We start from the raw sequence: 13,122 nt of genomic DNA on the forward strand, positions 1-13,122 counted from the left end.
GTGAAAGGTTTTGACATGAAAACAATCTATGTAGTCGACGGCGCCCGGACGCCGTTTCTGAAAGCCCAGAAAGGGCCGGGGCCGTTCGCGGCGTCCGACCTGGCCACCCAGGCCGGCCGGGCGCTGCTGTTGCGCCAGCCGTTCGAACCGTCCGATCTGGACGAGGTGATCCTCGGCTGCGCTGCACCGTCGCCAGACGAGACCAACATCGGCCGCATGGTCGCGCTGCGCCTCGGTTGCGGCAAGAAGGTGCCGGGCTGGACGGTGATGCGCAATTGCGCCTCCGGCATGCAGGCCATCGACTCGGCCATCGCCAACATCCAGTGCGGGCGTTCCGAACTGGTGCTGGCCGGTGGTGTCGATGCCCTGTCGCGGGCGCCGCTGCTGTACTCGGATGCGATGGTGCGCTGGTTCGCCGGCATGATGTCGCTGCGTACGGTAGGCCAGAAGCTGCAGCATTTCCTCAAGCTGCGGCCGGCCATGCTGCTGACGCCGGTCATCGGCCTGATGAAGGGCCTGACCGACCCGGTGGTCGGCCTGCTGATGGGCCAGACGGCTGAGAACCTGGCGTGGAAGTTCGGCATCAGCCGGCAACAGATGGACGAATTCGCCGTGCGCAGCCACCAACGCAGCATTGCCGGCCGGCAAGCCGGACATTTGGCCGAGATCGTGCCGGTGGTCGACGGGCAGGGGAATGTCTATGCTGACGATGACGGCGTGCGCGCCGATGCGACGCTGGCCGGCATGGCCAAGCCGAAGCCCTTCTTCGACAAGAAGTACGGCAACATCACCGCTGCCAACAGTTCGCAGATCACCGACGGCGCCGCCTGGGTGCTCCTTGCTTCGGAAGAGGCCGTGCAGAAATGGGGGCTCAAGCCGATCGGCAAGATTGTCGACAGCGAATGGGCCGGCCTGGAACCGGATCAGATGGGTCTCGGTCCGGTCCATGCCTCGACCCCGATCCTGCAGCGCCACGGCCTGAGCCTCGCCGACATCGATTACTGGGAACTGAACGAGGCCTTCGCCGCGCAGGTCCTGGCCTGCCAGGCGGCCTGGAAGGATGACGCCTATTGCCGCGAGCAGCTCGACCTGCCGGGGGCGCTGGGCGAAATCCCGGAGGATCGCCTGAACGTCGATGGCGGAGCGGTTTCCATCGGCCACCCGGTCGGTGCTTCGGGGGCGCGCATCGTGCTGCATCTGCTGCATGTGCTGCGCCGCAACCAGGCTCGGCGTGGTATTGCCACCATCTGCATTGGCGGCGGTCTGGGGGGTGCGATGTTGCTCGAGACGGTGAACTGACATGCGGATCGGTATCGTTGTCGATTCCGCCTGTGATCTGCCGCGTGAATTTCTCGACAAGCACGGCGTGCTGATCATGCCGATTACCCTGCGCATCGGCGACGCGCTGATCGAGGACCGTCGGCATCCGGACGAAACGCAGGCCTTCTACGCGCGGCATCTGGACCGCAAGAGCGAAGATTTCGCCGAATCGATCCCCTATTCGGTATCCCAGATCGAGCGCCTGTTCCTTGAGCGCCTGGTGCTCGATTACGACTATGTGTTCTGCCTGACCATCACCAGCACACGTAGCCCGATCTACGAGCATGCCATGCAAGCCTCGCGGACAATCCTCACCAAATACAAGGCCATCCGCCGCGAAGCCGGCATGGAGGAGCGTTTCGGGCTGGCCGTGTTTTCCACGCGCAACCTGTTCACCGGGCAGGCCGTGCCGGTCGCCGAGGCCGTGCGCCTGATCCGCCTGGGCGGCCTGCCGAGCGAAATCGGTACCCGCCTGAAGCAGTTGATCGACGAGACCCACACCTACCTGGTGCCGGCCGACCTCTTCCACATCTACAAGCGGGCATCGAAGAAGGGCGACACCAGCCTGGGCTGGAGCTCCTACACGCTGGGTACCTGGCTGGATGTCAAGCCCATCCTGCACTGCCACCGCGACGTGACGACGACGGTGGAGAAGGTGCGCGGTTTCGCGGCCGGTGTCGAGCAGTTGTTCGACAAGGCGGTCAAGCGCATCGGTGACGGGCTGGATGCGCCTAGCGTCTGCATCAGCTACGGCGGCGAGCCCGCCATGGTCACTCGTATGCCGGGCTATCAGCGGCTGGCCAAGGCCGCCGAGGACAACGGCGTCGAAATCCACGTGTCGCCGATGAGCAAGACGGCGGCCGTCAATGTCGGGCCGGGCGCCCTGTCGCTGGCTTTTGCTGCACGCGGCCACCAGGCTCACTGAGGACAATGCAATGAATGTGAATCTGCAACACTGGCGCTTGGACGTCGATGCGCAAGGCATCGCCACCGCTACCCTGGACAAGGCGGGAGAGTCCGCCAATTCGCTGTCGGCCGAGGTGCTGCGCGAGTTTTCTTCGCTGCTCGACCAACTGGATGTCTATCCCCCCAAGGGCCTGATCATCCGCTCCGGCAAGGCAGCCGGCTTCATCGCCGGGGCCGATATCTCGGAATTCTCCCAGCTCGATACCGCCGAGAAGGGCCGGGCGCTCGTCGAGCGTGGCTGGAAGCTGTTCAATCGTCTGGAAGCCGTCAAGTACCCGACCCTGGCGCTGGTCCGTGGCCACTGCCTGGGCGGCGGCCTGGAACTGGCGCTGGCTTGCCGCTACCTCCTGGCGGTCGATGAATCCGGCACCAAGATGGGCCTGCCGGAAGTCATGCTCGGCATCTTCCCCGGCTGGGGTGGTATGCTCCGCCTGCCCCAGCGGGTCGGCCCGGCCGCCGCGCTGGACATGATGCTGACCGGCAAGACCCTCGATGCCAAACGGGCAAAGAAGATGGGCCTGGCCGACGATTGCGTGCCGCCCCGCGTCATGGAAATGGCCGCCCGCCAGCTGGTTGTTTCCGGTCAGCCGCGCCGTCCGTTGCCCTTCATGCAGAAGCTGATGAACGGTCCGCTGAAGAGCGTCGTCGCCAACGGCGCCCGCAAGCAGGTGGCGAAGAAGGCACGGCCACAGCACTATCCGGCCCCGTACGCGATCATCGACCTGTGGCAGAAGCACGACGGCAACGCGCTGGCCGCACCGGAGGTGGTGGACCGCATCATTGCCTCGCCGACCGCTCGCAACCTGGTGCGCGTCTTCGGACTGCAGGAGCGCCTGAAGGGCTTCGGCAAGGACTCCGATTTCAAGGCACGGCGCGTGCATGTCATCGGCGCCGGCGTGATGGGCGGCGACATTGCCGCCTGGTGTGCCCTGCGCGGCATGACCGTGACGTTGCAGGATCAGGCCCTGGAGCGTATCGCCCCGGCCCTCAAACGGGCGCAGTCGCTATTTGCCAAGAAGCTGCGCGACCCGCTCAAGGCCCGTGCCGCCTTTGATCGCCTGATCCCGGATCCGCAAGGCGATGGCGTGCCGCATGCCGACGTGATCATCGAAGCCATCTTCGAGAACGTCGAGGCCAAGCATGCATTGTTCCGCGCCCTGGAGCCGCGCATGAAGCCGGGGGCGGTACTCGCTACCAACACTTCCAGCCTCAAGCTGGAAGATCTGCGCACGGTCCTGCACCGACCGGAGCGCTTGGTCGGCATCCACTTTTTCAACCCGGTATCGATGATGCCGCTGGTCGAAGTGGTCGAGGCCGAAGGCGCCGATCCGGCTGCCGTGCAGGCCGCCTGCGCCTTCGTCAAGCAGATCGACAAGCTGCCGCTGCCGGTCAAGAGCGCGCCGGGCTTCCTGGTCAACGCCGTGCTGGCGCCGTACATGCTGGCCGCCATGCGGGCGGTGGACGAGGGTATCTCACCGGAAACGGTCGACGAAGCCATGCTCGCCTTTGGCATGCCGATGGGGCCGATCGAACTGATCGATACCGTAGGCCTCGACATCGCCATGGCCGCCGGCAAGCAACTGGCCGGTGGAGCCGATGCGCCGAAATGCCTGCTGCAGCGGGTGGAGAAAAACCTGCTCGGCAAGAAGAGCGGGCAAGGCTTCTACGCCTGGTCTGAAGGCAAACCGCAAAAAGGCAGCGCTGGCAGCGTGCCGGCCGGCCTGGCCGAACGTCTGGTCAAGCCCCTGATCGACCGCACTGAGCGTCTCGTTGCCGAGGGCATCATCGGAGATGCCGAATTGGCCGACGCCGGCGTGATCTTCGGCACCGGCTTTGCACCATTTACCGGTGGGCCGTTAAATTATCGTAAATCAGTTTAATAATGTTGCATTTGTGCAACATATTTCAACGCAACAGCAATTGAAACGAAATTTCAAACGCGTGTTTGAGATTTAATCGAAGCACCAGTAGCACCCGGGAAACTTCCCAGAACAATCCATAAAGGAGACATATTGATGCACAAAAAAATCACCCTGCGCCTGATTCCGGCCTTGCTCGCCATCACCTTTTCCGGTGGCGCGTTTGCTGCAGCTTTCCAGCTGACCGGGCAGAGCGCTTCGGGCGTCGGTATCGCCAACGCCGGTGCTGCTGCCGCAGCGGAGGACGCCAGCACCCTGTATTACAACCCGGCCGGGATGACCTATCTGTCCGAGGGGCACAACATCAGCTTCGCTACGACGCTGCTGGATCGTAGTACCCGCTTTACCAATGAAGGAACTGGTGGATATCTTAACAATCCTGGTTCTCCACCATTCTATGCAACTGGATTGGGGAAGGATGTTGGTGGTGATGGCGGTAACGGTGGTGGATTGAATGCAGTTCCCGCTTTCTATTACTCCTATTCCCTTGCGCCGCAGTGGCGTCTTGGTTTGGCGGTCAATCCGACCTTCGCGGATGAAACCGAGTACGACAAGGATTTTGCTGGCCGTTATTCCGGTTTGAAAACCAAAATCCGGATTATCAATGTCAACCCCTCGGTTGCTTACAAGGTGAATGATGCATTGTCGCTCGCGTTCGGCATCAATTTTGCCAAGGCTGATGTCGAATTCAATCAGGCAGTGCCGAGGGCCGGTCAGCCAGATGGCTCAGGTACCTTGAAGGGCGATGCGACCGGCTGGGGTTATAACCTGGGTGCGATGTACCAGGTTACGAAGGATACGCGTGTTGGCCTGAGCTATCGTTCCAAGATCAAGTTCGATCTTGAAGGCGATAAAACTCAGACTGGGCAAGCGACCCGCAACATCTATGCCGACTTGACGACACCGGACACCGCCTCCCTGGCACTTCATCACCAGTTCAATGACAAGTGGGCGATCCTTGCCGACTACACATGGACGGGCTGGAGCAAGCTGCAGAAACTTGAGCCGGTCTATTCGGATGGAAGCCGTGCTGTAGCACCGCTACGCTACAACTTCAAGGATACCTACCGCGTCGGTCTGGGTACTACATATCAACTGAATGACCAGTGGATGCTGCGTTTGGGTGTTGCCTTTGACAAGGGGGCTGTCCCTGACGATGCCTCGCGTACGATGACGGTACCGGATCAGGATCGTACTTGGCTAGCGCTCGGTGCGAAATGGAAGATCACACCGAAGGCCTCCCTTGATGTTGGTTATGCCCATATTTTTGTGAAGGAAGCTCGCACCGCTCGTAATGTTTACAGCAGTGCGGCTGAAACGACAGTTGTTCAGACTGTCCGCGGCAAGTTCGAAACCTCGGTCGATTATTTGTCGCTCCAGTTGAACTATTCCTTCTGATTGCGGAAGAACCTTGCGTGAATTTGATCCCCGGCTAGTCCGGGGATTTTTTTGAACCGACCTACAAAAAACCGTTGACCACTGGGTCACCTTATCTATAATTCAAACGTTCGTTTTAGTTTTTAACGAAGCCCGATAACAGACCAAAAGGAGACGCGCTTGAACAAGCTGATCGTGAAGAAAGCTGCCGTGCTGGGCGCTGGTGTGATGGGGGCGCAGATTGCGGCTCATCTCGCCAACGCCAATGTGCCGGTCGTGTTGTTCGATTTGCCGGCCAAGGAAGGTGACAAGAACGGCATCGTGAAGAAGGCCCTCGATGGCCTGAAGAAGCTGGAACCGGCGCCGCTGGCCAGCAAGTCCAAACTGAAGTTCATTGATGCCGCCAACTACGACGAGCATCTGCCGCTGCTCGCCGAGTGCGATCTCGTCATCGAGGCCATCGCCGAGCGTATGGACTGGAAGAACGATCTGTACGCCAAGATCGCGCCGCATATCGGCGCCAACGCCATCGTCGCCTCCAACACTTCCGGCCTGTCGATGAACGCGCTGGCCCAGGGGTTGCCGGAGTCGATCCGGCCGCGCTTCTGCGGCATCCATTTCTTCAACCCGCCGCGCTACATGCATCTGGTCGAGATCATCGGTACCCAGACGACCGATGGCAGCACGCTGGATGCGCTGGAAACCTGGCTGACCTCGCGCCTCGGCAAGGGCGTCATCCGCGCCCTCGATACGCCGAACTTCGTCGCCAACCGCATCGGTGTCTTCTCCATTCTCGCTGTCATGCACCACACCCAGGCCTTCGGCCTCGGTTTTGACGAAGTCGACGCGCTGACCGGCCCGAAGATCGGTCGCCCGAAGAGCGCCACGTATCGCACGGCCGATGTGGTCGGCCTCGATACCCTGGCGCACGTCGTCAAGACCATGCAGGACACCCTGCCCAACGACCCGTGGCACGCCCATTTCACCACCCCGGCCTGGCTCAAGCTGCTGATCGAGAAGGGCGCCCTTGGCCAGAAGACCCGTTGCGGCATCTTCCGCAAGCAGGGCAAGGAAATCCAGGTGCTTGACCTGGCGGCGCAGGATTACCGCAAGTCGGCCGGCGAGATCGCAGAGGAAGTCGCTGCCATCCTGAAAATCAAGAGTCCGGCCGAGAAATTCGCCGCGCTGCGTGCTTCCAGCCACCCGCAAGCGCAATTCCTGTGGGCCATTTTCCGCGACATCTTCCATTACGCCGCCGTACAGCTGGAAAGCGTTGCCGACAATGCCCGCGATCTCGATCTCGCCATGCGCTGGGGCTTCGGCTGGGCGCAAGGTCCGTTCGAAACCTGGCAGGCTGCCGGCTGGAGCGACATCGCCCAAGCCGTCGCCGCCGACATCGCCGCCGGCAAGACCATGGCCAGCGTGCCGCTACCGGCCTGGGCGCTGGAAGCCGGCCGTACCGGCGTGCATGCCGCGGAGGGTTCCTACTCGGCCAGCAAGAACGCCTATGTGCCGCGCTCGTCGCTGCCGGTCTATCAGCGCCAGCTCTTCCCCGAGCGCGTGCTGGGCGAAGTGGCCGCCACTCCGGAAAAATCCGGCGAAACGCTGTACGAGAACGAGGGCGTCCGCCTGTGGCGCTTGCCGTCGCTCGACGCCGGTATCGGCATCCTGTCGGTCAAGTCCAAGATGCACACCATCGGCAACGAGGTACTGGATGGCGTGATCGCTGCCGTCAAGCAGGCCGAAGGCACGCTGGATGGCGTGGTGGTCTGGCACGAAGCGCCGTTTGCCGTCGGTGCCAACCTGCAGCAGGTCGGTGAAGCCTGTGCCGCCGGCCAGTTCGACATCCTGGAAGCGACGGTCGAGAAGTTCCAGCGCGCTTCGCAAACATTGAAATACGCCCAAGTACCGGTCGTCGCGGCCGTGCAGGGCATGGCCCTGGGCGGTGGGTGCGAATTCGTCATGCATGCCGGCAAGCGTGTCATGGCGCTGGAAAGCTACATTGGCCTGGTCGAGGCCGGTGTCGGCCTGATTCCGGCCGGTGGCGGTTGCAAGGAGTTCGCCGTGCGTGCTGCGGAGTGGGCTGCCCAGTCGGCGACACCGGGCGAGGTGTTCAATTTCCTGCAACCGGTGTTCCAGACCATTGCCATGGCCAAGGTTGCCAAGAGCGCAGTCGAGGCCATCGACATGGGTTTCGCCAAGCCGTCCGACACCATCCTGTTCAACGCCAACGAACTGCTCTGGGTCGCCATCAAGGAAGCGCGGGCCATGGCTGACGCCGGCTATGCCCCGCCGCCGATGGCGCGCGGCGTGATCGTCGCCGGCAAGAACGGCATCGCCACGCTGGAGATGATGCTGGTGAACATGAAGGAGGGCGGCATGATCTCGGCACACGACTACGTGGTCGCCCGCTCGGCGGCCGTCGCCCTGTGCGGTGGCGAGGTCGAGACTGGCAGCGTGGTGGATGAGGAATGGCTGATCACCGTCGAACGCCGCCTGTTCGTCGAACTGCTGAAGAACCCGCTGACCCAGACCCGCATCAAGCACATGCTGGAAACCGGCAAGCCGCTGCGCAATTAATCGGGTCAAGGAGACAACACAAATGAGCAAACAGATTCAAGAAGCCTACATCGTCGCCGCCACCCGCCTGCCGGTGGCCAAGAAGGGCGGGATGTTCCGCAACGTTCGCCCGGACGACATGCTGGCCCACGCCATCAAGTCGGTTGTCGCCCAGGTGCCGGGTATCGACCCGGCGCGCATCGGCGACGTGATCGTCGGCTGCGCCATGCCGGAAGCCGAGCAGGGCATGAACGTCGCCCGCATCGGCGCCCTGCTGGCTGGTCTGCCGATTACCGTGCCGGGTATCACCATCAACCGCTTCTGCTCCTCCGGCCTGCAGGCCGTGGCGGATGCGGCCAACCAGATCCGTCTCGGCCTGGCCGACGTGATGATCGCCGCCGGTACCGAGTCGATGACCATCATGCCGCAGATCATGGGCAACAAGATGGCCATGAACCCGGCCATCTTCACCGATGAAAATATCGGCATCGCCTACGGCATGGGCCTGACCGCCGAGAAGGTCGCCAACCAGTGGCAGATCAGCCGCGAGGAGCAGGATGCCTTCGCGCTGGCCTCCAACCAGAAGGCCTGCGCCGCCATTGCGGCCGGTCATTTCAAGGCGGAAACCTCGCCCTACCTGATCCGCGAAAGCCTGCCCGACCTGAAGACCGGCCAGATCAAGGTGCGCGAGCGCACCGTCGAGTTCGACGAAGGCCCGCGTCCGGATGCCTCGCTGGAAAAGCTGGGCAAGCTGCGCCCGGTCTTCCATGCCCGCGGTTCAGTGACTGCTGGCAACTCCTCGCAGATGTCGGACGGTGCTGCCGCCGTCATGTTGGTCTCGGAAAAGGTGCTCAAGGAACACAACCTGACGCCGCTCGCCCGTTTCGCCAGCTTCGCCGTCGGCGGGGTGGCGCCGGAGATCATGGGCATCGGCCCGATCGCTGCGATCCCCAAGGCGCTGGCCCAGGCCGGCATCCGCCAGGAAGACCTGGACTGGATCGAACTGAACGAAGCCTTCGCTGCCCAGTCGCTCGCCGTGGTCAAGGAACTCGGCCTCGACCCGAGCAAGATCAACCCGCTCGGCGGCGCCATTGCCCTCGGCCACCCGCTCGGCGCGACCGGTGCCATCCGCACGGCGACCATCGTGCATGGCCTGCAGCGCACCGGCGGTAAGTACGGCATGGTCTCGATGTGCATCGGTACCGGCATGGGTGCCGCCGGCATCTTCGAGCGTGTCTGACGGAGCGCGCGGGTGAAGCCTGCCTGGCTCGCCAAGCTGCCTCGCCCCTGGGGGGCGCGACTGGTGCGGATGGGGTTCAATCTCCATCCCGCCTTTCGCAGCACCGGCGGGCGCGTCGTCCATGTCGCGCCCGACCTGTGCCACATTCGCGTCCGCCTGCCGCTGACCTGGAAGACGAAGAACATCGTCGGCTCGCTCTACGGCGGCTCGCTGTTCGCCATCACCGACGGTGCGCACCCCGCCATGCTGATGGCGGCGCTCGGCGAGGACTACATCATCTGGGACAAGGCAGCCAGCATCCGTTACCGCAAACCGGGCTACAGCACGCTGTACGCCGATTTTCGGGTGACGCCCGAGGAGATGGCGGGCATTCGGGGCGCGCTGGCCAGGCAGCATGAAGTGGACTGGACTTTCCAGATCGACATCAAGGACGCCGACGGTGTCATTCATACCGTGGTTGAGCGTACCGTTTATATCGCTGAAAAAAACTACTACCGTCTGAAAAGCGGAGGAGACAATACATGATTACTTCGACGAGCGTTCGGCGTGCTGCGCTGATCGCCGCCCTGATGGCGGTTCCCGGCCTGCATGCGGCCGAAGTGGCCGGTGTCCGGGTGGCCGACAGCGTCAAGGTCGGCAACAACGAACTGGTGCTCAACGGCGCCGGCCTGCGCAGCAAGCTGTTCATCAAGGTCTATGTCGGCGCGCTGTATGTCGGCCAGAAGGCGGCGACGCCGGCGGCCATCTACGACAGTGCCACGCCGCGTCGCATGGTGCTCCGCCTGCTGCGCGACCTCGATGCCGATTCCCTGCACTCCGCTCTCGATGAGGGCTTGCGCAACAACCATACGCCCGCCGAGTTGTCTGAGATGCAAGCCCAGGCCGAACAACTGGCTGGCATCATGAAGGCGATCGGCAAGGTGCGTGAAGGCGATACGATCAGCATCGACTTCTCCAGCGAGGGCGTTGTTGTCAGCCAGAATGGAGAGGTGCGCGGCAAGGTGGCCGGAGCCGGGTTTGCCAAGGCCCTGCTCAAGGTCTGGCTGGGCGAGAAACCGGCCGATGCGTCACTGAAGAAGGCGCTGCTCGGCAGCTAGGGCAGGCAACGAAGGAGGAGACAAAAAATGGAAAAGATCTGGCTGCAAAGTTATCCCAAGGGTGTCCCGGCAGAAATCGATATCGACCACATCCCGTCGCTGGTCGCCCTGTTCGACAAGGCCTGCAAGACCTTCGCCGACAAGGTGGCCTATATCAGCATGGGGCGCGAGATTACCTATCGCCAGCTCGATGCCGAGGCGAGCGAGTTTGCCGGTTGGCTTCAGGCGAAGGGTTTGAAGAAGGGCGACCGCGTCGCGCTGATGATGCCCAACATCCTGCAATATCCGGTTGCCCTGTTCGGCACCCTGCGCGCCGGATGTGTCGTGGTCAATTGCAACCCGCTCTATACGCCGCGCGAACTGGAGCACCAGCTGAAGGATTCCGGCGCGACGGCCATCGTCATCGTCGAGAACTTCGCCCATACGCTGCAGCAGGTCATTGCGCATACGGCGATCAAGCATGTGATCGTGACCTCGATGGGCGAGAGGCTGGGTGGCTTGAAGGGGGCGATCGTCAATTTCGTCGTCCGCCGGGTCAAGAAAATGGTGCCGGCCTGGCACCTGGCCGGTTCCATCAGCTTCAAGACGGCCCTGGCCCAGGGACGCAAGCAGGGCTTCAAGCCGGTGCCGCTGGAACAGGGCGACCTGGCCTTCCTGCAATACACCGGCGGCACGACCGGCGTTTCGAAGGGGGCCATGCTCACCCACGCCAACATCGCCTCCAACGTGACCCAGGCCTACAACTGGATCAAGCCGGTGGTGCGCGAGGGCGAGGAGATGATCATCACCGCCTTGCCGCTCTATCACATTTTCGCGCTGACCGCGAACTGCCTGACTTTCCTGATGATCGGCGCGCGCAACCTGCTGATCGCCAATCCGCGCGACATCCCGGGTTTCGTCAAGGAGTGGCGCAAGTATCCGGTAACCGTGGTGACCGGTGTGAACACGCTGTTCAATGCCCTGCTCAACAATGCGGAATTCGGCAAGCTCGATTTTTCGACCATGCGCGTCACGCTCGGCGGTGGCATGGCCGTCCAGGGGCCGGTTGCCGAGCGTTGGCGCAAGGTGACCGGCGTACCGCTGCTGCAGGCCTATGGCCTGACCGAAACCTCACCGGCGGCGACGATCAACCCGCTCGACATGCATGAGTTCAACGGCGCCATCGGCCTGCCGATATCCTCGACCGATGTCTCGATCCGCGATGACTACGGTGCCGAGGTGCCGCAGGGACAGGTCGGCGAAATCTGCATCAAGGGGCCGCAGGTCATGAAGGGCTACTGGCAGCGGCCGGAAGAGACGGCCAACGTCTTCCATCCGGACGGTTTCCTGCGCACCGGCGACATGGGCTATGTCGACAAGTTGGGCTTCGTTTTCCTGGTCGACCGCAAGAAGGACATGATCCTGGTCTCCGGTTTCAACGTCTATCCGAACGAAGTCGAGGAGGCTGTCGCCATGCATCCCGGGGTCAGCGACGTGGCGGCCATCGGTGTGCCGGACGAGCATTCCGGCGAGGCGGTGAAAATATTCGTCGTGCGCAAGGATCCCGCGGTCAACGAGCAGATGCTGATCGCCCATTGCCGTAGCGTGCTGACCGGCTACAAGGTGCCGAAACATATCGAATTCCGTGACGACCTGCCGCGCACCAACGTCGGCAAGATCCTCCGTCGCGCCCTCAAGGAAGGAGCATAAATGGGCATTCCTGCCTCGCTGAACCAGAATCTCGCGCTGCCGGTCATCTGCGCGCCGATGTTCATCATTTCCAACCCGGATCTGGTCATCGCCCAGTGCAAGGGCGGTGTCATCGGCTCCTTCCCGGCCCTCAACGCCCGGCCGAAGGAACTGCTCGACGAATGGCTGACGCGCATCAAGAGCGAACTGGCGGCCGACCCGAATGCCGCGCCGTTCGCCGTCAATCAGATCATCCACCCGTCCAACGAACGACTGGAACACGACATGGCGCTGTGCGTGAAGCACGAGGTGCCCTTGATCATCACCAGCCTGTCGGCGCCGACCCAGATCGTGCCGCATGTCCATGCCTACGGTGGCAAGGTCTTCCACGACGTGATCAGTGTGCGCCATGCCGAGAAGGCCCTGGAGGCCGGTGTCGATGGCTTGATCCTGGTTTGCGCCGGCGCCGGTGGCCATGCTGGCACCCTCAGCCCCTTCGCGCTGGTCGGCGAAATCCGCAAGTTCTACGATGGCCCGATCGCGCTGTCCGGTTCCATCACCAACGGCCAGGCCATCCTGGCGGCGCAGGCCATGGGGGCGGATTTCGCCTACATCGGCACGCGCTTCATCGCCACCACCGAAGCCAATGCGGTCGAGGCCTACAAGCAGGCCATCCTCGATTCATCGGCCAAGGACGTGGTCTACACGCCTTATTTCACCGGGGTGCATGGCAACTACCTGACCAAGAGCATCATCGCCGCCGGCCTCGATCCGGCCAACCTGCCGGAGCGTGACAAGTCGGCGATGAATTTTGGCGCCGCCACCGGTGCCAAGGCCTGGAAGGACATCTGGGGCGCCGGACAGGGCGTCGGCACCATCGACGAGGTGCTGGAGGCCGGCGAACTGATCGCCCGCCTCCAGCAGGAATACCGCAGCGCCAAGACGGCGCTGTGCAACAACCCATTCTGAATAAACA

The 13,122-nt window shown here is 62.7% G+C and carries 10 protein-coding genes; all 10 read left to right on the forward strand.

Annotated elements, in window-relative coordinates:
* Window positions 1-15: 15 nt before the first annotated feature.
* The 10 genes from K420_RS0111040 (at window position 16) to K420_RS0111085 (ending at window position 13,115) form a co-directional block, all read left to right on the forward strand.
* On the forward strand, window positions 16-1,299 hold the full coding sequence (locus tag K420_RS0111040) for an acetyl-CoA C-acetyltransferase (RefSeq protein WP_035854742.1): 1,284 nt from the start codon (window positions 16-18) through the stop codon (window positions 1,297-1,299).
* A gap of 1 nt (window position 1,300) precedes the next feature.
* Window positions 1,301-2,245 (forward strand): DegV family protein, encoded by a 945-nt coding sequence (locus K420_RS0111045; protein ID WP_027458115.1) that lies wholly within the window; start codon window positions 1,301-1,303, stop codon window positions 2,243-2,245.
* A 10-nt stretch (window positions 2,246-2,255) separates the two neighbouring features.
* Complete coding sequence (locus tag K420_RS0111050; RefSeq protein ID WP_027458116.1) at window positions 2,256-4,166, forward strand: 3-hydroxyacyl-CoA dehydrogenase NAD-binding domain-containing protein; 1,911 nt, start codon at window positions 2,256-2,258, stop codon at window positions 4,164-4,166.
* A 135-nt stretch (window positions 4,167-4,301) separates the two neighbouring features.
* Complete coding sequence (locus K420_RS0111055; protein ID WP_051453087.1) at window positions 4,302-5,603, forward strand: OmpP1/FadL family transporter; 1,302 nt, start codon at window positions 4,302-4,304, stop codon at window positions 5,601-5,603.
* Window positions 5,604-5,762: 159 nt separating this feature from the next.
* Complete coding sequence (locus tag K420_RS0111060) at window positions 5,763-8,162, forward strand: 3-hydroxyacyl-CoA dehydrogenase/enoyl-CoA hydratase family protein (protein ID WP_027458118.1); 2,400 nt, start codon at window positions 5,763-5,765, stop codon at window positions 8,160-8,162.
* A gap of 22 nt (window positions 8,163-8,184) precedes the next feature.
* Window positions 8,185-9,381, forward strand: coding sequence for an acetyl-CoA C-acyltransferase (locus tag K420_RS0111065; protein ID WP_027458119.1), 1,197 nt, complete (start codon window positions 8,185-8,187; stop codon window positions 9,379-9,381).
* A gap of 12 nt (window positions 9,382-9,393) precedes the next feature.
* Window positions 9,394-9,906: a DUF4442 domain-containing protein gene (locus K420_RS0111070; protein ID WP_027458120.1), complete on the forward strand. Its 513-nt coding sequence runs from the start codon at window positions 9,394-9,396 to the stop codon at window positions 9,904-9,906.
* On the forward strand, window positions 9,903-10,478 hold the full coding sequence (locus K420_RS0111075; protein WP_027458121.1) for a chalcone isomerase family protein: 576 nt from the start codon (window positions 9,903-9,905) through the stop codon (window positions 10,476-10,478). The genes K420_RS0111070 and K420_RS0111075 overlap by 4 nt, the downstream gene beginning before the upstream one ends.
* A 27-nt stretch (window positions 10,479-10,505) precedes the next feature.
* Window positions 10,506-12,167, forward strand: a complete 1,662-nt coding sequence (locus K420_RS0111080) for a long-chain-fatty-acid--CoA ligase (RefSeq protein ID WP_027458122.1) — start codon at window positions 10,506-10,508, stop codon at window positions 12,165-12,167.
* Window positions 12,168-13,115: an NAD(P)H-dependent flavin oxidoreductase gene (locus tag K420_RS0111085; protein ID WP_027458123.1), complete on the forward strand. Its 948-nt coding sequence runs from the start codon at window positions 12,168-12,170 to the stop codon at window positions 13,113-13,115.
* The last annotated feature ends 7 nt before the right edge of the window (window positions 13,116-13,122 follow it).

This window comes from Dechloromonas agitata is5, from assembly GCF_000519045.1.
Lineage (GTDB): Bacteria > Pseudomonadota > Gammaproteobacteria > Burkholderiales > Rhodocyclaceae > Azonexus > Azonexus agitatus.

Bases quoted from the DNA above. Each gene is read 5' to 3' on its own strand.
- K420_RS0111045 (WP_027458115.1), top strand. From the start codon at position 1,301: ATGCGGATCGGTATCGTTGTCGATTCCGCCTGTGATCTGCCGCGTGAA.
- K420_RS0111080 (WP_027458122.1), top strand. From the start codon at position 10,506: ATGGAAAAGATCTGGCTGCAAAGTTATCCCAAGGGTGTCCCGGCAGAA.
- K420_RS0111050 (WP_027458116.1), top strand. From the start codon at position 2,256: ATGAATGTGAATCTGCAACACTGGCGCTTGGACGTCGATGCGCAAGGC.
- K420_RS0111075 (WP_027458121.1), top strand. From the start codon at position 9,903: ATGATTACTTCGACGAGCGTTCGGCGTGCTGCGCTGATCGCCGCCCTG.
- K420_RS0111055 (WP_051453087.1), top strand. From the start codon at position 4,302: ATGCACAAAAAAATCACCCTGCGCCTGATTCCGGCCTTGCTCGCCATC.
- K420_RS0111085 (WP_027458123.1), top strand. From the start codon at position 12,168: ATGGGCATTCCTGCCTCGCTGAACCAGAATCTCGCGCTGCCGGTCATC.
- K420_RS0111065 (WP_027458119.1), top strand. From the start codon at position 8,185: ATGAGCAAACAGATTCAAGAAGCCTACATCGTCGCCGCCACCCGCCTG.
- K420_RS0111040 (WP_035854742.1), top strand. From the start codon at position 16: ATGAAAACAATCTATGTAGTCGACGGCGCCCGGACGCCGTTTCTGAAA.